Annotated in this window: 13 protein-coding genes; 1 reads left to right on the top strand and 12 read right to left on the bottom strand. The window is 59.1% G+C overall.

Annotation, left to right across the window (positions count from 1 at the left end; translation table 11 throughout):
- Window positions 1-25: 25 nt before the first annotated feature.
- From gltB to LJU29_RS01690, 9 genes are all read right to left on the bottom strand, one after another.
- A complete protein-coding gene (gene gltB / locus LJU29_RS01730) occupies window positions 26-4471 on the bottom strand; it encodes a glutamate synthase large subunit (protein ID WP_257111564.1) in 4446 nt (1481 codons plus the stop codon).
- 360 nt (window positions 4472-4831) lie between these two features.
- A complete protein-coding gene (locus LJU29_RS01725) occupies window positions 4832-6445 on the bottom strand; it encodes an SPOR domain-containing protein (protein WP_257111563.1) in 1614 nt (537 codons plus the stop codon).
- Window positions 6446-6455: 10 nt separating this feature from the next.
- The gene (aroB, locus tag LJU29_RS01720; protein ID WP_257111562.1) at window positions 6456-7559 is read right to left on the bottom strand and encodes a 3-dehydroquinate synthase; all 1104 of its coding nucleotides are present in this window, start codon (window positions 7557-7559) and stop codon (window positions 6456-6458) included.
- A gap of 115 nt (window positions 7560-7674) precedes the next feature.
- The gene (aroK, locus tag LJU29_RS01715; RefSeq protein ID WP_002551657.1) at window positions 7675-8193 is read right to left on the bottom strand and encodes a shikimate kinase AroK; all 519 of its coding nucleotides are present in this window, start codon (window positions 8191-8193) and stop codon (window positions 7675-7677) included.
- Between the two features lie 4 nt (window positions 8194-8197).
- Window positions 8198-10303 carry a type IV pilus secretin PilQ gene (locus LJU29_RS01710; protein ID WP_057422078.1) on the bottom strand — a complete coding sequence of 702 codons (2106 nt, stop codon included), beginning with the start codon at window positions 10301-10303 and terminating at the stop codon, window positions 8198-8200.
- 47 nt (window positions 10304-10350) lie between these two features.
- Window positions 10351-10878, bottom strand: coding sequence for a pilus assembly protein PilP (locus tag LJU29_RS01705; RefSeq protein ID WP_005752535.1), 528 nt, complete (start codon window positions 10876-10878; stop codon window positions 10351-10353).
- Window positions 10875-11498, bottom strand: coding sequence for a type 4a pilus biogenesis protein PilO (pilO, locus tag LJU29_RS01700; protein ID WP_257111561.1), 624 nt, complete (start codon window positions 11496-11498; stop codon window positions 10875-10877). Before pilO ends, LJU29_RS01705 begins: the two co-directional genes overlap by 4 nt.
- A complete protein-coding gene (locus LJU29_RS01695; protein WP_004654254.1) occupies window positions 11495-12094 on the bottom strand; it encodes a PilN domain-containing protein in 600 nt (199 codons plus the stop codon). Before LJU29_RS01695 ends, pilO begins: the two co-directional genes overlap by 4 nt.
- Window positions 12094-13158, bottom strand: a complete 1065-nt coding sequence (locus LJU29_RS01690; RefSeq protein ID WP_002551652.1) for a pilus assembly protein PilM — start codon at window positions 13156-13158, stop codon at window positions 12094-12096. Before LJU29_RS01690 ends, LJU29_RS01695 begins: the two co-directional genes overlap by 1 nt.
- Before the next feature lie 209 nt (window positions 13159-13367).
- Between LJU29_RS01690 and LJU29_RS01685 the strand changes: the two genes are divergently transcribed.
- Complete coding sequence (locus tag LJU29_RS01685; RefSeq protein ID WP_371321906.1) at window positions 13368-15809, top strand: penicillin-binding protein 1A; 2442 nt, start codon at window positions 13368-13370, stop codon at window positions 15807-15809.
- A gap of 1495 nt (window positions 15810-17304) precedes the next feature.
- Here LJU29_RS01685 and LJU29_RS01680 read toward each other — a convergent pair.
- From LJU29_RS01680 to rpmE, 3 genes are all read right to left on the bottom strand, one after another.
- The gene (locus tag LJU29_RS01680; RefSeq protein WP_002551650.1) at window positions 17305-18573 is read right to left on the bottom strand and encodes a malic enzyme-like NAD(P)-binding protein; all 1269 of its coding nucleotides are present in this window, start codon (window positions 18571-18573) and stop codon (window positions 17305-17307) included.
- A gap of 183 nt (window positions 18574-18756) precedes the next feature.
- On the bottom strand, window positions 18757-19560 hold the full coding sequence (locus LJU29_RS01675) for a thermonuclease family protein (protein ID WP_005752529.1): 804 nt from the start codon (window positions 19558-19560) through the stop codon (window positions 18757-18759).
- A 13-nt stretch (window positions 19561-19573) separates the two neighbouring features.
- Window positions 19574-19795 (bottom strand): 50S ribosomal protein L31, encoded by a 222-nt coding sequence (gene rpmE / locus LJU29_RS01670; protein ID WP_002551648.1) that lies wholly within the window; start codon window positions 19793-19795, stop codon window positions 19574-19576.
- Between the last annotated feature and the right edge of the window lie 99 nt (window positions 19796-19894).

Genomic DNA, 19894 nt, shown 5'->3' with positions numbered 1-19894 from the left:
TGAAGCTCACCGCTAGCAGCTGCTTTTATTGCGGATTCGCCCGAGTGCTGGAGAGCAGCGATTTCAGGTTGGCAGCCTTGGGCTTGACCAGCCAGAAACGACGCAGGTAGTCGTCCAGGTTTTCCGCAAGATTGCGGCCCCATTCGCTGTCGGTTTCAGCCACGTACTCGTTGAGAACGCTCTGCAAGTGTGTGCGATAGGCTTCCATCGACTCGCCGCTGATGCGCTGGATCTCGACCAGCTCATGGTTGACGAGGTCAACGAAGGTGTTGTCCTGGTCGAGCACGTAGGCGAAACCGCCAGTCATACCGGAACCGAAGTTGTAGCCGGTCTTGCCCAGTACGCAGACGAAACCACCGGTCATGTATTCGCAGCAGTGATCACCAGTGCCTTCCACAACGGTGTGGGCACCCGAGTTACGCACCGCGAAACGCTCGCCCGCCGTGCCCGCCGCAAACAGCTTGCCGCCGGTTGCGCCGTACAGGCAGGTGTTGCCGATGATCGCGCTCTCGTTGGTCTTGAACGGGCTGCCCTTGGGCGGCACGATCACCAGCTTGCCAGCGGTCATGCCCTTGCCGACGTAGTCGTTGGCATCGCCTTCCAGATACATGTTCAGGCCACCGGCGTTCCACACTCCGAAGCTCTGACCGGCAGTGCCTTTGAAGCGGAAAGTGATCGGTGCCTTGTTCATGCCCTGGTTGCCGTGCAATCGGGCGATTTCGCCGGAAATCCGTGCGCCAATGGAACGGTCGCAGTTGCAGATGTCCAGTTCATACTCGCCACCGCTGAGCGATTCAATGGCCGGCTTGGCCATCTCCACCATCTGCTCGGCCAACAGACCCTTGTCGAACGGCGGGTTGCGATCCACCAGGCTGAACTGAGGCTTGTCAGCCGGAATGTGGTCGCTGCCCAGCAACGGTGTCAGGTCCAGGTGCTGCTGCTTCTCGGTTTCGCCCGGCAGGATATCCAGCAGGTCGGTACGACCGATCAGCTCTTGCAGCGTGCGAACGCCAAGCTTGGCCAACCACTCACGGGTTTCTTCAGCCACGTAGGTGAAGAAGTTGATCACCATATCGACGGTGCCGATGTAGTGGTCCTTGCGCAGCTTTTCGTTCTGCGTCGCAACGCCGGTAGCGCAGTTGTTCAGGTGGCAGATACGCAGGTATTTGCAGCCCAGCGCGATCATCGGCGCGGTGCCGAAACCGAAGCTTTCAGCACCGAGAATGGCCGCCTTGATCACGTCCAGTCCGGTTTTCAGGCCACCGTCGGTCTGCACCCGGACCTTGCCGCGCAGGTCGTTGCCGCGCAGGGTCTGGTGAGTTTCGGCCAGACCCAGCTCCCACGGCGCGCCAGCGTACTTGATCGAGGTCAGCGGCGATGCACCGGTGCCGCCGTCGTAACCAGAAATGGTGATCAGGTCGGCATAGGCCTTGGCCACGCCAGCGGCAATGGTGCCAACGCCTGCTTCTGCAACCAGCTTGACCGAAACCAGCGCCGCCGGGTTGACCTGTTTCAGGTCAAAAATCAGCTGCGACAAGTCTTCGATGGAATAGATGTCGTGGTGCGGCGGCGGCGAAATCAGCGTCACGCCCGGTACGGCATAGCGCAGCTTGGCGATCAGGCCATTGACCTTGCCACCCGGCAGCTGCCCGCCCTCGCCTGGCTTGGCACCCTGCGCAACCTTGATTTGCAGCACATCGGCATTGACCAGGTATTCGGGCGTTACACCAAAGCGGCCCGTGGCGATCTGCTTGATCTTGGAGCTGCGGATGGTGCCGTAACGCGCCGGATCTTCGCCGCCTTCACCGGAGTTGGAACGCGCGCCCAGGCGGTTCATTGCCTCAGCCAGCGCTTCGTGAGCCTCCGGCGACAAGGCACCCAGAGAAATACCGGCCGAATCGAAGCGCTTGAGGATTTCGCTCAGCGGCTCGATTTCGTCGATGTTCAGCGGCTGCTCAAGCGTTTTGACCTGTAGCAGGTCGCGAATCATCGACACCGGACGCTGGTCTACCAGCGAGGTGTATTCCTTGAACTTGCTGTAGTCGCCCTGCTGCACGGCGGCTTGCAGGGTGCTGACCACGTCCGGGTTATAGGCATGGTATTCGCCACCAAACACGAACTTGAGCAGGCCGCCTTGCTGGATCGGCTTGCGCGTGCTCCAGGCTTCGGCTGCCAGCGCTTTCTGTTCGGCTTCGATATCGACGAAGCGCGCACCTTTCAGGCGGCTTGGCACACCGCGGAAACTGGTGTCGCAAACTTCCTCGGACAGACCGATGGCTTCAAACAACTGCGCGCCACGGTAGGACGCAACGGTCGAGATACCCATCTTCGACAGGATCTTGAGCAGGCCCTTGGTGATGCCTTTGCGGTAGTTCTTGAAGACTTCGTACAGATCGCCCAGCACTTCACCGGTACGGATCAGGTCGCCCAGCACTTCATAGGCCAGGAACGGATAGACCGCCGACGCGCCGAAGCCGATCAATACGGCGAAATGGTGCGGGTCACGCGCGGTTGCGGTTTCGACCAGGATGTTGCTGTCGCAGCGCAGGCCCTGTTCGGTCAGACGATGGTGAACCGCGCCGACCGCCAGCGAAGCATGCACCGGCAGTTTGCCCGGTGCGATGTGTCGGTCGCTCAGCACGATCAGGGTACGACCGGCACGCACGGCCTCTTCGGCCTGATCGGCAACGCTGCGCACAGCGGCTTCAAGACCCAGGCTTTCATCGTAGTTCAGGTCAATGATGTGGCGTTCGAAGCCCGGACGCTCCAGGTTCATCAGCGAACGCCATTTGGCTGGCGAAATGACTGGCGAACTGAGGATTACGCGTGAGGCGTGCTCTGGCGATTCCTGGAAGATATTGCGCTCGGCACCGAGGCAGATTTCCAGCGACATGACGATGGCTTCACGCAGCGGGTCGATCGGCGGGTTGGTGACCTGCGCGAACTGCTGGCGGAAGTAATCGTAGGGCGAACGCACACGACGCGACAACACCGCCATCGGTGTGTCGTCACCCATCGAGCCCACAGCTTCCTGGCCCTGTTCACCCAGCGGGCGCAGCACCTGATCGCGTTCTTCGAACGTGACCTGATACATCTTCATGTACTGCTTGAGCTGCTCGCTGTCGTAAAAAGCCGAGCCGTGGTCGTTGTCTTCCATAGTGGCCTGAATGCGCAGGGCATTCTTGCGCAGCCATTGCTTGTACGGATGACGCGACTTGAGACGGTTGTCGATGGCGTCGGTGTCGAGGATCTGACCGGTTTCAGTGTCCACGGCAAAGATCTGCCCAGGACCGACGCGGCCCTTGGCGATAACGTCTTCAGGCTTGTAGTCCCACACGCCGATTTCCGACGCCAGGGTGATGTAGCCGTTCTTGGTCGTGACCCAGCGCGCCGGGCGCAGGCCATTGCGGTCGAGCAGGCAGACGGCATGACGACCTTCGGTCATCACGATGCCGGCCGGGCCGTCCCACGGCTCCATGTGCATGGAGTTGTATTCATAGAAGGCGCGTAGATCCGGGTCCATGGTCTCGACGTTCTGCCACGCAGGCGGAATGATCATGCGCACGCCACGGAAAAGGTCGATGCCGCCGGTCACCATCAGCTCAAGCATGTTGTCCATGCTCGATGAGTCCGAACCCACGCGGTTGACCAGCGGGCCCAGCTCGTCCAGATCCATCAGGTCGTTGGTGAACTTGGTGCGACGCGCCTGTGCCCAGTTGCGGTTGCCGGTGATGGTGTTGATCTCGCCGTTGTGGGCAAGAAAGCGGAACGGCTGCGCCAGCGGCCATTTCGGCAGGGTATTGGTGGAAAAGCGCTGGTGGAACACGCAAATGGCAGTCTGCAGACGCTCGTCGCTCAGGTCCGGGAAAAAGGCCGTGAGATCGGCCGGCATCATCAGGCCTTTATAAATGATGGTCTTGTGCGAAAAGCTGCAGATGTAATGATCGGTATCTGCGGCGTTGGACACTGACGAACGGCGGCGCGCGCTGAACAGCTTGATGGCGAATTCCTGATCGCTCAGGCCTTCACCACCAATGTACACCTGCTCGATTTTCGGCAGGCGCTCCAGTGCCAGACTGCCCAGGACGCTGGTATCGATCGGCACCTGACGCCAGCCGACCAGTTCCAGGCCCTCGGCGAGGATCTCGCGGTTCATGTTTTCGCGTGCGGCGTCCGCCTTGGCGTCGTCCTGATTGAGGAACACCATGCCCACAGCATATTGGCGGGGCAGATCGGCACCGAAGTGCTCTTTAGCCATCGCACGCAAGAAGCCATCGGGCTTCTGAATCAACAGACCGCAACCGTCACCGGTCTTGCCGTCGGCGTTGATACCGCCACGGTGGGTCATGCAGGTCAGGGCCTGAACGGCCGTCTGCAACAGGTGATGACTGGGCTCGCCCTGCATATGAGCGATCAGGCCGAAGCCGCAGTTATCCTTGAATTCATCTGGTTGGTACAGACCTGCTTTCATAGACACTTTCTCACCAGGCTGCCTCTATGCGAGGCAAATTTCCTTTTAATTCAACCAATTACCTGTCACGCCGAACGTACGCCAGCTTCGGACAGGCAAAACGGAGGTCATTGTACACAGCGACACAAGGGCTAACAAATTTAACGACGACTGGTTGATAATCAATGTCGCAATTATGAAAGTTTTAAAACGGGTCGCTGTGCTAGTCAAAGTATTTCTTCAAGTATCTGACTGACGCGACGGGAGACTGTAAAGCGCTTGTAACGCAGACGCCGCAAGGCGCGCACCAATCAGGTGGCGCGCTTTGCGGGTTAAGTCAGGCTGGCTGGGTGAAGCGGCCCGGATAAGGCCGCTGCGACTTCAGCGACTGGCACCAAGCTCTTGTTGGACGCTGGCGACAGTACGGGGCCAAGGTTTACCAGCCTGAACCTTGGCTGGCAATACTTTGATGGCTGCCAGGGCGGCAGCACGGTCAGGAAAGTTGCCATACGTGATGACGTACAGCGGCTTGCCCTGCAGGGTTTTCTTGAAATAACGGTACTCGCCACCTTGCTCTGCGATGTAGGCCTGAGCGGTCGCTTCGGAGCTGGTGCCCAGAATCTGTACCACATAATGGCCTGGCGCCTGACTGCTGTACCAATTGCTACCGGCAGCCGGTTTGGCGGCTGCTGGCGCAGGTTTTTCCGCAGGCTTGGCAGCCGGGGCCGGAGCGGGCTTGGCTGTGGCGACCTGAGCAGGTGCAGGTGCTGGCGCTGGCTTGGCGGCTGGGGCAGGAATAGACGAGCGTGGCGTCTGGGCGGCAGCCTGACCGGCAGGCACGCCCGCAGGCGGCGCAGTGGTGGTCACGGTCGGCGGCTGGGCAGGCGAACCTGTCGGCACCGCGTCTTCGTCGGAATCACTCGACCCGGCTGCTTCAGCCAGCGGGCCGCGCATCACCGGTTGCGAGTTACCATTCATCGGCAGCGGCATCGGCTGGGAATTGCCCGCGAACTCGATGGCCGGGCTACCGTTGTTCGATTGCTGAGCAGTTGGCTTGCCCTCGCCCAGCGGCAATTGCGCCTGAGCAGAAGCAGGGGCATTGGCTGGCGTGCCCGTTTTGTCACCGCGACCCGGGATCAGCACTGCTGCTGCCACGGCCACTATGACGACGGCACCCAAGGCCAATACGTGTTTTTTCGGCATGTTGAACCCCACACTTGGACGCTTGACCGCGGAACGACTCGCGACCATCGCCTCGATCATTGAATCGCGGGCTACCTGGTTGATTGCCCCAGGCCAGCCATCGGACTGTTCATGAATATCGGTGATCTGGTCGGCAGTGAACAACGCGATTCCTTGCCCTGCACCCTCCAGACGCTGAGCCAGATACTCTCGGGTTTCCTCTTCCGTATAGGGTTGCAGCTCGATGACATGAAAGCGTTCGCCTTCGACATCGCCCTGCAGGTCGGCACACATCTGATCGAGACGATCGAGCAGCGATGGCTCTCCGAACAGGAATACATGCGGACGCCCTTCAGGCGTTCCCGCAGCAAGACCCAGCAACGCTTCGAGCGCCGAATCGCCCAGTTGTTCCGCGTCGTCAACCAGCAAGTAGACTTCCTGGCCGGTCAGCCCGAGCTGCACGACCTGCGACAGGATCGCCTGCATTTCAGCCTGGGCAACGCTCAGCGCCTGGGCAACCTGCTGCAGCACACCTGCCGCATCGCCAGCGCCGCGTGCAGAAACCACAACGCTTTGTACCGACTGCTTGTTGGTGCTTGCTACCAGCGCCTGACGCAGCAGGGTCTTGCCGCTGCCCTGCGGCCCGGTCACTGCCAGCAACAACTGGCTGTAACGCGCCAGATGATGAAGCTGACCCAGTACAGGCTTGCGCTGGGCAGGAAAGAATTTGAAGCCAGGTACCCGCGCTGCAAAGGGGTCATGACTCAACTGATAATGGCCGAGGAAGGCCTCGTCGGCATGCAAACTAGTCATGGGTTTTCCGTTAACCTCTAAGCTGATCCACCAGGGCGCGATAGTCCGCAACCAGAGTGGCCTGTAATACTTCTTTTGGATAATCGTCCGTGATAACCGCTTCACCCATCTGGCGCAACAGCACCAGACGCAAGCGACCGTCGATGACTTTCTTGTCGATCGCCATGTGTTCGAGGAAATTGTCTTCCGTCATGTCCTGTGGTGGCACCACAGGCAGCCCGGCGCGCTGAAACAGGCGAATACCGCGATCCCGATCCTGCGTGCTGATCCAGCCCAGACGCGAGGACATTTCCAGCGCCATGACCGTACCGGCAGCTACTGCCTCGCCATGCAGCCAGACACCATAGCCCATATGCGTCTCGATGGCGTGACCGAATGTGTGACCCAGGTTCAATGTGGCGCGGACACCGGACTCACGCTCGTCGGCGCCGACCACCAGCGCCTTGGCTGCACAGGAGCGTTCGATGGCCACGGTCAGCGCCGCCTGATCCAGCCCGCGCAGCGCATCGACGTGCTCTTCAAGCCAGGTCAGAAACGGCTCGTCGCAGATCAGGCCGTACTTGATGACCTCTGCCAGCCCGGCGGACAGCTCACGCTCGGGCAGGGTATTGAGCGAGGTGGTATCGATCAGCACGACGCTTGGCTGATAGAAGGCCCCCACCATGTTCTTGCCCAGCGGATGATTGATGCCGGTCTTGCCGCCCACCGAGGAGTCCACCTGGGACAGAAACGTGGTGGGGATCTGGATGAAATTCACGCCGCGCTGATAACAGGCGGCAGCAAACCCGGCCATGTCGCCAATCACACCGCCACCCAGAGCGATGACCGTGGTGCGGCGATCATGACGAGCGGTCAGCAGGCCATCGAAAATGGTCTGCAGGGTTTCCCAGTTCTTGAACGCCTCGCCATCGGGCAGAACAATCGGAAGAACGTTGTAACCGGCCAGGGTCTGCGTCAGACGCTCCAGATACAGCGGTGCCACTGTCGTGTTGGAAACGATAGCCACCTGACGCCCGACGATATGCGGGGTCAGGAGCTCTGGCTGATCCAGCAGGCCTTCGCCAATATGGATCGGGTAGCTACGCTCACCAAGCTCGACCTTAAGTGTCTGCATGTGTCCCCACATTGATTACCGGTTGGACGGTTTGTGCTTCAGCAGGTCATGACGCAAGGCCATGCACCGTCGCTGTTTTGCTGGTCGACGAGAATAGCGCATTTTCGCCTGCGCTTTAACGGGGAGGAAGCTCTGCAAGGCGCGCCAATATCTCGAGAACCACCATTCGGGGTGGCCGCTCATCGGTTTCAATCACCACGTCGGCGATTTCCCGATACAGCGGGTCGCGGATAGCCAGCAATTCACTGAGCACCCGGGCCGGATCAGCGGTACGCAACAAAGGGCGATTTCGGTCACGCGCGGTGCGCCCGACCTGCTGTTCTATGGAAGCATGCAGATACACCACGCGCCCACCGGCACGCAACGCCTGACGGTTTTCACCGCGCATGACCGCACCGCCACCGGTGGCCAGAACCAGGCCATCGGCTTCGCACAGCTCGGCAATCATGGCCTGCTCGCGCTCACGGAAACCCGGCTCGCCTTCCTTGTCGAAGATCCACGGGATATTGGCGCCCGTGCGCAACTCGATTTCCTTGTCGGAATCCTTGAACGGCAGTCGCAACTCTTTGGCAAGCAAACGGCCGATGGTGCTTTTGCCAGCACCCATCGGCCCCACAAGTATTAAATTTCGCACAAAATCAACGACTCACAGAAATCGCCTGGTTGTTCATGATACGCGGAGTCAAAAATACCAACAGCTCGGATTTGGACTCGGATACCACATCGCGCCTGAAAAGCCGGCCAAGATACGGTACATCGCCAAGAAATGGCACTTTATCGACAACTTTACTTTGCGTATTTGAGAACACACCACCAATGACGATGGTTTCGCCATCGGAAATCAGCACTTTGGCGTTGACCTCGTTTTTCTTGATCGGTGGTACACCAAGCACCGCATTCAGGTAGTCCGGCTCATCCTTGGTGACCTTGACCTCCATGATGATGCGGTTATCCGGCGTGATCTGTGGCGTTACCTCAAGCGACAGCGAGGCCTCCTTGAAGCTCACCGTGGTTGCACCGCTGGAGCTGGATTCCTGATACGGAATCTCGGTGCCCTTGAGGATCTTGGCGGTTTCCTTGTCGGAAGTGACTACCTTGGGCTGGGAGACGATTTCACCGTTACCGGTCTTCTCCATCGCGCTCAGCTCAAGGTCCAGTAACGTATTGTTGGTGACGAAGCCCAGGCCAATGCCGGAGGTTGCGCCAGATGCGCCCATATCGACAAACGGCACGTTGGAGGTCACGTTACTGCCAGTGTTACCTGCCTCATCGCCATTATTATCAAGGCCATAGGTTGTCCATTTTCCATTGCCGCTGGTGTTGGTCGAGCCGCCCCAGCGCACACCCAGTTGCTTGTTGTAATCGACGTTGGCCTCGACGATGCGCGCCTCGATCATCACCTGACGCACCGGAATGTCCAGTTGCGAGACGATGCGACGCAGTTCGTCGAGCCGGTCCTGGGTTTGGTAGGCAATGATGTTGTTGGTCCGGTCGTCCACAGTGATCGAGCCACGCTCGTCGGTCTTGGACTCGGCGCTGGTCACCGACTGGAACAGCTTGGCGATATCGGCAGCCTTGGCGTAATTGACCTGCAACAATTCACGACGCAGGGGCGCCAGCTCGGCGATCTGCTTGAGCGATTCAAGCTCCTGACGCTCGCGGGCAGCAATTTCATCGGCGGGCGCGACCAGCAGGACGCTGCCGACCTTGCGCTTGTCCAGGCCTTTGGTTTTCAGCACCAGGTCCAGCGCCTGATCCCATGGCACGTTCTGCAGACGCAGGGTAATACCGCCCTGAACCGTGTCGCTGGCCACCAGATTGAGGTTGGTGAAGTCGGCAATCAGTTGCAGCACCGAGCGTACGTCGATGTCCTGGAAGTTCAGCGACAGCTTTTCACCGGTGTACACCGGTTTGTCAGCGGCGCGGCGGTCCAGATCCTCATTGGTCAACGGCCGCACACTGATGGTCAGCTTGTTTTCGGTCTGAAACGCCGAGTAGTCGAAGGCACCCGACGGCTCGATCAGGATACTGGCCTTGTCACCCGTAGCCGACGCACTGACAAACTGCACCGGCGTGGCGAAGTCCTTGACGTCCAGCCGCACGCGCAGCGGTTCGGGCAGTTGGGTCTTGGCGAAGTCGACACGGATCTTGCCGCCCTGCTCCTGAATATCCGGGGCAATGCCGGGGTTGCTCAAGTCTATGATCACATTGCCTTCACCCAGCTCGCCGCGCTGGAAATCGACATTCCTGATGGCCTTGACGCCCGCAGGGATAAACGGTTTGGCAGATGCCGGAGTGGGTGGCGGCACCGCTACCCGTTGCGCGCCCATCGCGGTGGTTGGCTGGGAAGCCTGCGCAGCGGCTGCGCCCTGACCGATAACCACGTACAGGTTGTTGCCGTCGACGCGGGAGCTGTAGGGTGAAAGCGTGGTCAGGTTAATGATTACCCGCGTGCGGTCCTGAGCCTGTACAACGACCACGCTGCGTGCGTTACCGTTACCCAGTTCACGGCTTTTGGTCGCCAACTGACTGGTCACGCCCGGCAGGTCCAGCGCAATACGCGCAGGTTGCGCCGTGGTGTAACCGCGCGGCGCAGGCACCGGCGAGTCGAATGCCAGCTTGAGCTCGATGCGATCACCCGGCAGGGCGGCGACATCCAGGGTCTTGAGGTTGGCAGCCTGGAGAACCGGCGAAAGCATCGCGATGCATAACGACACGCCGATAATCGAGAGAATCCGGGTCATGATCAATTTCCGTTGAGCGCTACTGTGCATACTTGGCCTTGCCCACTTCATGAGCGTTCTTTGAGGGCGATAGTGCGCGGCCTTTCCAGCCAGGCCCCCTCTCCATCAGGAACAATTTCAATGACATCTACCTGCGCATCACCGATTGACACTACCCGGCCGTTGTTACGGCCCAGGTAATCTCCCACCTTGACGCGATGAACGCCTCCCGCACCGCGCAGCAGGGCAAATATCCCTGACTCGTTGCCAATCGTGCCGACCATCTCGAACGACTCGATATTGAACCCTTCCAGGAACTGCCTGACCCGGTGCTCGTCCGGTGCTACCAGCCGCGAGCCCTTCTGGCGGTTGAGCAGGTCGATCTTGACCGGAGGCTGAAAAGGACTGCGCAGCGTAGAGGCGTTGTAGGTGAACGCTTCATACGGACGAAACTTCGGCAGGGCCTCGATAGTGCCGCTCGGGCGCGCTCTGGCCTGATCCATGAACGCCGACAGGTCGGCAAAATCATTGTCATTACCGCAACCGGCCAACCCTGTCATAACCACACTGACGCACAGCAATCGCGCCGCCCTCATTTCTTCAGCCCTTCATCGTTGTAGCGGTAGGTCTTGGCCAGAATGCTCATGCGCAACTTGGTCGGCACCTTCGGGTCGACCGGTTTGATCTCGAAATCATGCAGCGTGACGATGCGCGGCAGGCTGGCGACACCGCTGACGAAGGTTGCCAGGTCGTGATAACCACCGACTACCGTGATCTGTATCGGCAGCTCGATGTAGAACTGCTGGACCGCCTCGGGCAGCAGTTTGATTTCCTCGAACTCAAGCCCGCTTCCCAGTCCGGTCCGGGTTATATCCTCAAGCAAGCCAGGCACTTCGGTGTCGCTGGGCAATTGCCGCAGCAGAGCGCCGAAGGTGTTTTCCATTTCTTCCATCTGCTTCTTGTAAGGCTCAAGGTTGGCAGCCTGGAAGGCCTTGTTGGAAAACTGCTCCTTGAGCGTCACTTCACTGCTCTGTGCGCTTTCCAGCTGGGTTTTCAGGTCCTGAATAAAGAAGAAGTAGCCCAGTGCGAAAATCAGTACCGCGATTAGCACGCCGGCAATGGCCTTGACCGCGGCTGGCCAGGAACCCAGGTTGTTCAGGTCCAGCTCGCTCAGGTCAACCCTGCGAAGCCCTTCCAGCCATTCAGACATATTCATGGCTTGGCTCCTGTAGCGGGCGTGGTTGCAGCGGGTGCAGCCGCGGCAACCGGCGGCTGGGTCTGACGCACTGTCAACTGAAAGACGTTGGCCTGATCCACAGCCCCTGCAGTCGTAGCCTTCACTTCAGTCAGGCTCGGCGCTTCCAGCCAGTCAGAGGCTTCAAGGTTGCGCATCAGGTCGGAAACCCGGTTATTCGATTCGGCAGCGCCACTGATGGCAATCAGCTTGTCGGTCATTTTGACCTGCGAGAAATAAACGCCATCCGGAAGAGTGCGCGCCAGTTGATCGAATACACGCCCCGTGATCGGGCGGTTGCCTTGCAGGTCCTGAATGATCTTCATGCGCTCAAGTAACTGTTTGCGACGCGCCTTCAGGTCGCTGATCTCCTTGATGCGTATATCGAGCTGAGCGATCTGCGTCTGCACAAACGCGTTGCGCGCCATCTGATGCTCAATGGCGTTGCTGACGTAACGATCAATCAGAAACAGAATACCGACTGACACCACCAACACGCCGACCAGTGCGGTCAGGAAGCGTTTTTTACGTTCTTCGCGAAGCTCTTCGCGCCACGGTAATAAGTTGATCCGCGCCATCAGTCGAAGCTCCTCAACGCCAGACCGCACGCGATCATCAACGCGGGAGCGTCACTGGCCAGCGCCCCGGCATTGACCTTGGAGCTCAGGGCCATGTCGGCAAACGGGTTAGCGACCATCGTCGGGGTGCCAATGCGTCGTTGAATCAAATGCTCCAGCCCTGAAATCGAAGCCGTGCCGCCTGCCAGCATGATGTGATCCACGGAGTTGTATTGACCGGCTGCAAAGAAGAACTGCAAAGAACGAGAGACCTGCTGCACCAACGCATCCTTGAAGGGGTCCAGCACCTCGCTGACATAGTCGTCGGGCAACCCGCCCTGCTTCTTGGCAAGCCCGGCCTCCTCCATGGAAAGCCCATAGCGGCGCTGGATTTCGTCAGTCAGCTGGCGGCCACCAAACAGCTGCTCGCGGGTATAGATGATCCGGCCATGATGCAGCACGCTGAGGGTGGTCATGGTGGCACCGATATCGACCACCGCCACGGTAAGCTCGTCATGACCGTTACCCAGTTGCGCAGCCAGCAGGCCGAACGAGCGCTCCAGGGCATAGGCCTCGACGTCCACCACCCGCGCGGTCAGCCCGGCCAGCGCCAGCGCCGCCTCACGCACTTCGACGTTCTCTTTGCGGCAGGCAGCCAGCAATACTTCGACGCGTTCGGGATTGCGCACCGAGTAGCCCTGCACTTCGAAATCGATGGCGACTTCTTCCAGCGGATAAGGGATGTACTGGTCAGCCTCAAGCTTGAGCTGGTTTTCCATGTCGTCGTCGGAAAGACCGGCGTCCATTTCAATCGTCTTGGTGATCACGGCGGAACCGGCTACGGCGACCGCCACGATCTTGACGCTGGTCTTGGCCTTGGCGAGCACGCGAGACAGCGCCTGACCAACCCCTTCGAGCTCGGCAATATTCTTTTCGACGACAGCGTTGGCCGGCAACGGCTCGACTGCGTAAGACTCGACCTTGTAACGAGTGCCGGAACGACTCAATTCCAGGAGTTTTACCGAGGTGGAGCTAATATCGATCCCTAGAAGGGTGTTGGCCTTCTTACTGAAGAGTTCGAACACAACCTGATTCCTATGAGTTTCCGCCACTTACGGAGTTATTTCGGGCCAACGTCACTGTCGACAGCCTTGACAGTAGCGCAAATCACGCTCGTGGACGAAAAATGCTTATAATGCCCAGCGATTTTTTCATTTAAGAAAGCTTCAAGGCGTGTTCATTTGTAAATGCCTGCGCTTAACCCATTATTTTTTCTGGAAATCCAAAAGCCTTGATACGCCTGCTGAAGTTTTTCTGGTGGTCCCTCGTCGCGGTATTCTGCTCGCTGTTGCTTGGCCTGAGTGGCGCGTTTCTCTACCTGAGCCCGACCCTGCCATCGGTTGAAGCGCTGCGAAGCATTCAACTGCAAATCCCCCTGCGCGTATTCAGCAGCGACGGCAAGCTGATTGCCGAGTTTGGCGAGATGCGCCGCACGCCGATTCGCTTCGCGGAAATTCCACCCAACTTCATCAACGCCCTGCTATCGGCCGAAGACGACAACTTCGCCAACCACTATGGCGTCGACCCGAGCAGCCTGATGCGCGCTGCCACACAACTGGTAAAAAGCGGCCATATTCAGTCAGGCGGCAGTACCATCACCATGCAGGTCGCGAAAAACTTCTTCCTGACCAGCGAAAGAAGCTTTTCACGCAAAACCACCGAGATTCTGTTGGCCTTGCAAATCGAGCGCCAACTTACCAAAGACGAGATTCTCGAGCTGTACGTCAACAAGATTTATCTGGGTAACCGCGCCTACGGAATCGAAGCCGCGGCGCAAGTCTACTATGGCAAATCGATTCGCGATGTAAGCCTTGCGCAAATGGCCATGATTGCCGGTCTGCCCAAGGCGCCGTCACGCTTCAACCCGCTGGCCAACCCGACCCGCGCCAAGGAACGCCGCGATTGGATCCTCGGCCGCATGTATCGCCTGGGCAAGATTGACCAGACCGCTTACCAGACTGCCTTGAACGAACCGCTCAACGCCAGCTATCACGTGCCGACGCCGGAAGTGAACGCGCCGTACATTGCTGAAATGGCACGCGCCGAAATGGTCGGCCGTTACGGCAGCGAGGCCTATACAGAGGGCTTCCGCGTCACTACCACGGTGCCGAGCGACCTTCAGGAACACGCCAACAAGTCCATCCAGCAGGGCCTGATCGATTACGACCAGCGCCACGGCTATCGCGGCCCGGAAAGCCGCTTCCCGGGCATGACGCGCGCCAACTGGGTACAGGAACTGACCAAACAACGCATGATCAATGGCCTCGAGCCCGGCATCGTGACGCAGGTCGACAAGACCGGTCTACGCGTTCTGACCCGCAACGGCGAGAAGGAAGAAACCGTCGACTGGGCCACCATGAAGTGGGCGCGTCCTTACCTGAATACCAACAGCCTGGGCGCGAATCCGAAGCAGCCAGGCGATGTTGCGAAGGTGGGCGACCTTGTTCGGCTGTTGCGCCAGGACGACGGTTCGCTGAAATTCAGTCAAATTCCCGTCGCGCAGAGCGCCCTGGTCTCGCTTGACCCGCAAAACGGCGCCATTCGTGCACTGGTCGGCGGCTTCGCTTTCGAGCAGAGCAACTACAACCGCGCCATGCAGGCCAAGCGTCAGCCGGGCTCCAGCTTCAAACCGTTCATCTACAGCGCTGCACTGGATAATGGCTACACCGCCTCCAGTCTGGTGAACGACGCACCTATCGTGTTTGTCGACGAGTATCTGGACAAGGTATGGCGTCCGAAAAATGACACCAACACCTTCCTTGGGCCGATCCGCCTGCGCGAGGCGCTGTACAAGTCTCGCAACCTGGTCTCGATCCGCCTGCTCCAGGCCCTCGGTATCGACAGCACCATCGACTACATCACCCGCTTTGGCTTCTCCAAGCAAGACTTGCCGCGCAACCTGTCGCTGGCACTGGGTACGGCTACATTGACCCCGATGGAAATCGCCACCGGCTGGGCCACCTTTGCCAATGGCGGTTACAAGGTCAGTCCTTATCTGATCCAGACCATCGAGAACCGTGACGGGCAGACCCTGTTTGTGGCCAATCCGCCAAGCGTTCCGGCCAACGACGTCAATACTGCGCCCAACACATCGACCTTTGCCGTGCATGACAGCCCGAGCGTGATCGCAGGCCCACCAGGGACACCGGCCCAGCCGCAAGCGCCCGCCGTTGCAGAGCGCGTTGTGGATGGCCGCACGACCTACATTCTGAACAGCATGCTGCAGGACGTAATCAAGCGCGGCACCGGGCGGCGCGCTCTGTCGATGAACAGGCCGGATATCGCCGGCAAGACCGGTACCACCAACGATTCCAAGGATGCGTGGTTCTCCGGTTACAACGCGGACTATGTGACAACTGTCTGGAGCGGCTTCGATCAGCCTGAAAGCCTTGGTCGTCATGAATTTGGCGGTACGGTCTCCCTGCCGATCTGGATGGACTACATGAGCGCTGCACTCAAGGACAAGCCGCCGCATCAGCAGGCAGAACCGCCGGGCATCCTCAGCCTGCGCGTAGACCCACTGAGCGGCCGCGCTGCCACACCTAGCACGCCGAACGAGTTCTTTGAGCTGTTCAAAAGCGAAGACACGCCGCCAAGCGTCAACGAACTGGGCGGCAGCAGCGCACCGGGCAGCCCGTTGCCAGCGGATGAGTCAGCACCGATCGATTTGTTCTGATAGCACTGCGCAGGTAGGTGACGCAGAGCGTCACATGGACCGTGAGGAACGATCATTTCAACTATGTGCGACGCTCTGCGTCGCATGCCGTTCTGGACGCTCCGCGTCCTCTTTTAATTCAGCGGTGCAGCGCAGATTTGTGACGCAGAGCGTCACCCAAGGCATTCCCACGCTGGAGCGTGAGTAACGATGATCCCAACTATCCCGTTAATCCCAACTATCGTGCGACGCTCTGCGTCGCATGCCGTTCTGGACGCTCAGCGTCCTCTTTTGATTCAGCGGCGCTGCGCAGATTTGTGACGCGGAGCGTCACCCAAGGCATTCCCACGCTGGAGCGTGAGGAACGATGATCCCAACTATCCCGTTAATCCCAACTATCGTGCGACGCTCCGCGTCGCATGCCGTTCTGGACGCTCCGCGTCCTCTTTTGATTCAGCGGTGCCGCGCAGATTTGTGACGCAGAGCGTCACCCAAGGCATTCCCACGCTGGAGCGTGAGGAACGATAATCCCAACTATCCTGTTAATCCCAACTATCGTGCGACGCTCCGCGTCGCATGCCGCTCTGGACGCTCCGCGTACTCTTTTGATTCAGCGGTGCCGCGCAGATTTGTGACGCAGAGCGTCACCCAAGGCATTCCCACGCGGGAGCGTGAGGAACGATGATCCCAACTATCCTGTTAATCCCAACTATCGTGCGACGCTCTGCGTCGCATGCCGCTCTGGACGCTCCGCGTACTCTTTTGATTCAGCGGTGCCGCGCAGATTTGTGACGCAGAGCGTCACCCAAGGCATTCCCACGCTGGAGCGTGAGGAACGATAATCCCAACTATCCTGTTAATCCCAACTATCGTGCGACGCTCCGCGTCGCATGCCGCTCTGGACGCTCCGCGTACTCTTTTGATTCAGCGGTGCCGCGAAGATTTGTGACGCAGAGCGTCACCCAAGGCATTCCCACGCGGGAGCGTGAGGAACGATGATCCCAACTATCCTGTTAATCCCAACTATCGTGCGACGCTCTGGACGCTCCGCGTACTCTTTTGATTCAGCGGTGCCGCGCAGATTTGTGACGCGGAGCGTCACCCAAGGCATTCCCACGCCGGCGCGTGAGGAACGATGATCCCAACTATCCTGTTAATCCCAACTATCGTGCGACGCTCTGCGTCGCATGCCGTTCTGGACGCTCCGCGTCCTCTTTTGATTCAGCGTCGCTGCGCAGATTTGTGACGCAGAGCGTCACCCAAGGCATTCCCACGCGGGAGCGTGAGGAACGATAATCCCAACTGCCCCGTTAATCACAACTATCGTGCGACGCTCTGCGTCGCATGCCGTTCTGGACGCTCCGCGTCCTCTTTTGATTCAGCGGCGCTGCGCAGATTTGTGACGCGGAGCGTCACCCAAGGCATTCCCACGCGGGAGCGTGAGGAACGATAATCTCAATTCCAGGCATAAAAAACCCCCTGCATCGCTGCAGGGGTTTTTTTATTGCATCAAGGATCAGCCCTTGAACACATCGTCCACGCTGGTCAGCGGGTAGTGCTTCGGATACGGCAGGGTGGCAACACCGCTCTCGATGGCTGCCTTGGCAACTGCATCGGCGATCAAGCCCAGCAGGCGGGTGTCCATTGGTTTCGGGATGATGTACTCACGACCGAATTCCAGTTTGATGCCGCCGTAGGCATCGCTGACTTCCTGAGGAACAGGCAGTTTGGCCAGTTCGCGCAGGGCGTTGGCTGCAGCGATCTTCATTTCTTCGTTGATACGCTTGGCGCGAACGTCCAGAGCACCGCGGAAGATGAACGGGAAGCCCAGAACGTTGTTGACCTGGTTCGGGTAATCCGAACGGCCGGTCGCCATGATCACATCGCTACGGGTGGCGTGAGCCAGCTCCGGGGAGATCTCCGGGTCCGGGTTCGAGCAGGCGAACACGATCGGGTCCTTGGCCATCAGCTTGAGGTTTTCAGCGCTCAGCAGATTAGGACCTGACAGGCCCACGAATACGTCAGCGCCATCCAGCGCATCGGTCAGCGAGCGTTTCTCGGTCGCGTGAGCGAACACAGCCTTGTACTGGTTCAGGTCGGTACGGCCGGAGTGAATGACGCCGGTACGGTCGACCATGAAGATGTTTTCGATCTTCGCGCCCATGCTCACCAGCAGCTTCATGCAGGAGATGGCTGCAGCGCCAGCGCCCAGGCAGACGATCTTCGCGGAATCGAGGGTTTTACCGACAATTTCCAGTGCGTTGATCATGCCGGCAGCAGTCACGATAGCGGTGCCGTGCTGGTCATCGTGGAAAACCGGGATGTCGCACTGTTCGATCAGTGCCTTCTCGATTTCAAAGCACTCAGGTGCCTTGATGTCTTCCAGATTGATACCACCGAAGGTGATGGAGATACGCTTTACGGTGTCGATGAATGCCTGCGGGCTTTCGGAATCGACTTCGATATCGAAAACGTCGATACCGGCGAAACGTTTGAACAGAACCCCTTTACCTTCCATGACCGGCTTGGAGGCCAATGGGCCCAGATCGCCGAGGCCGAGAATAGCGGTGCCATCGGAAATAACTGCTACCAGGTTGCCTTTGCCGGTGTACTTGTAAGCCAGCTCGGGGTCACGGGCAATTTCACGCACGGGTTCAGCAACGCCAGGGCTGTAGGCCAGAGCCAGGTCACGAGCGGTTGCAGTCGGCTTGGTGAGTTCGACGCTCAGCTTCCCCGGACGAGGATTGGCATGGTATTCGAGCGCGGCAGTTTTCAAATCTGACATGTATTGGATTCCGCTTTTTTTACTGTGGGACAGACGGACCGCCGAGGATACGCAAGATGCATAGTCCTAACAAGACTGACCAGTCACTGCTGTCAATAGGCACAGGATTAGACTTTACGCTTAGATGCCTGAAACGTGAACAACCGGCCACCCATCGCCAGACAACTGGCCAAAAAGCAGTATCTATCGACCTGACGGGCTCAGCATCGCGGGGTGGGTCAGTGGCAGCAGCCAGCGTGCCTGCCCTGATTTCAGAGCACCGCGCCGGGATCGATCGACCACCCAGCCGCGCGCCTCGACCTGCCGGCCCTTGAGGCGCGCCAGCATTGCCGTGTCGAATGAGTTCACGTTAGCCGGGGCAACACGCAGGACCAGCGAGCCTTGCAACTCGATCCAGATACCGCCGCGATTGCGCTGCACGCTCTTGACCTGACCGGACACAATCGCAAAGCCGCTTTTGCTCAGCCTGGTCGAGGGCTGAACCGGCGAGTCGCGCCACACACCCAATTGCGCCTGCCGCGCCGCACGTTCGGCAACTTGCTGGCAATCGACCAGCGCAACGTTGGGCGCAACGGCCACCAGATACCCCAGCCCTTCGCTGAGCAACTGCGCCTCAAGGTTTGCACCCTTGCGATCATAGACGTTGGCCAGAGTACGACCGTAATGGTCCTTGCCCTGCTGGCCGACACGCAAACCGACTTGACCGCCGCTTTCATCCACCAGTGCCTGCAAACGTCTTTTCGCAGCCTCGGCAAACGGCTCGGCAGACTGGCCTTTCTTGCCGGTCTCAGGCGTGTTGAGCCCAATCATCCGCACGCTGCGACCATCACTCAGACGCAGCGTGTCGCCATCGACCACGCGCTGCACCTGTGCAACCGGCAACGAAGCAGGCGCAGGACAGAAGGCCTGCGCGCCGGACACCCAAATCGCGGGCATAAAAAAGACGCCCACAAGGAGCGCCTTTTCAAGCAGTCTGGAGATGCCCATGGGGCAGCCAGTCTTACTTCGCTTTGGTAGCGCCGAACGCACCGAAACGGGATTTGAACTTGTCGACACGGCCGCCAACGTCAAGCGTCTTCTGCTTGCCGGTGTAGAACGGGTGGCACTCGTTGCACACGTCCAGGCTCAGCGGAGCGGCCAGGGTGGAACGGGTCTTAATGACATTGCCGCAGCTGCAGGTAGCGTCAATGGCTTCGTAAACTGGATGGATATCAGCTTTCATCGGTACTTCCTCGGTCTAACGCGCCGCCATCCAACACTATTGTTGAATACCGCACGGAAATAGGCTGCGGATAGTACCAGACAATTGCAACGACGCAAG

Origin of the sequence: Pseudomonas ficuserectae, from assembly GCF_024584585.1 — a bacterium.
Lineage (GTDB): Bacteria > Pseudomonadota > Gammaproteobacteria > Pseudomonadales > Pseudomonadaceae > Aquipseudomonas > Aquipseudomonas amygdali.
This window is presented reverse-complemented; position numbering and strand designations above follow the sequence as displayed.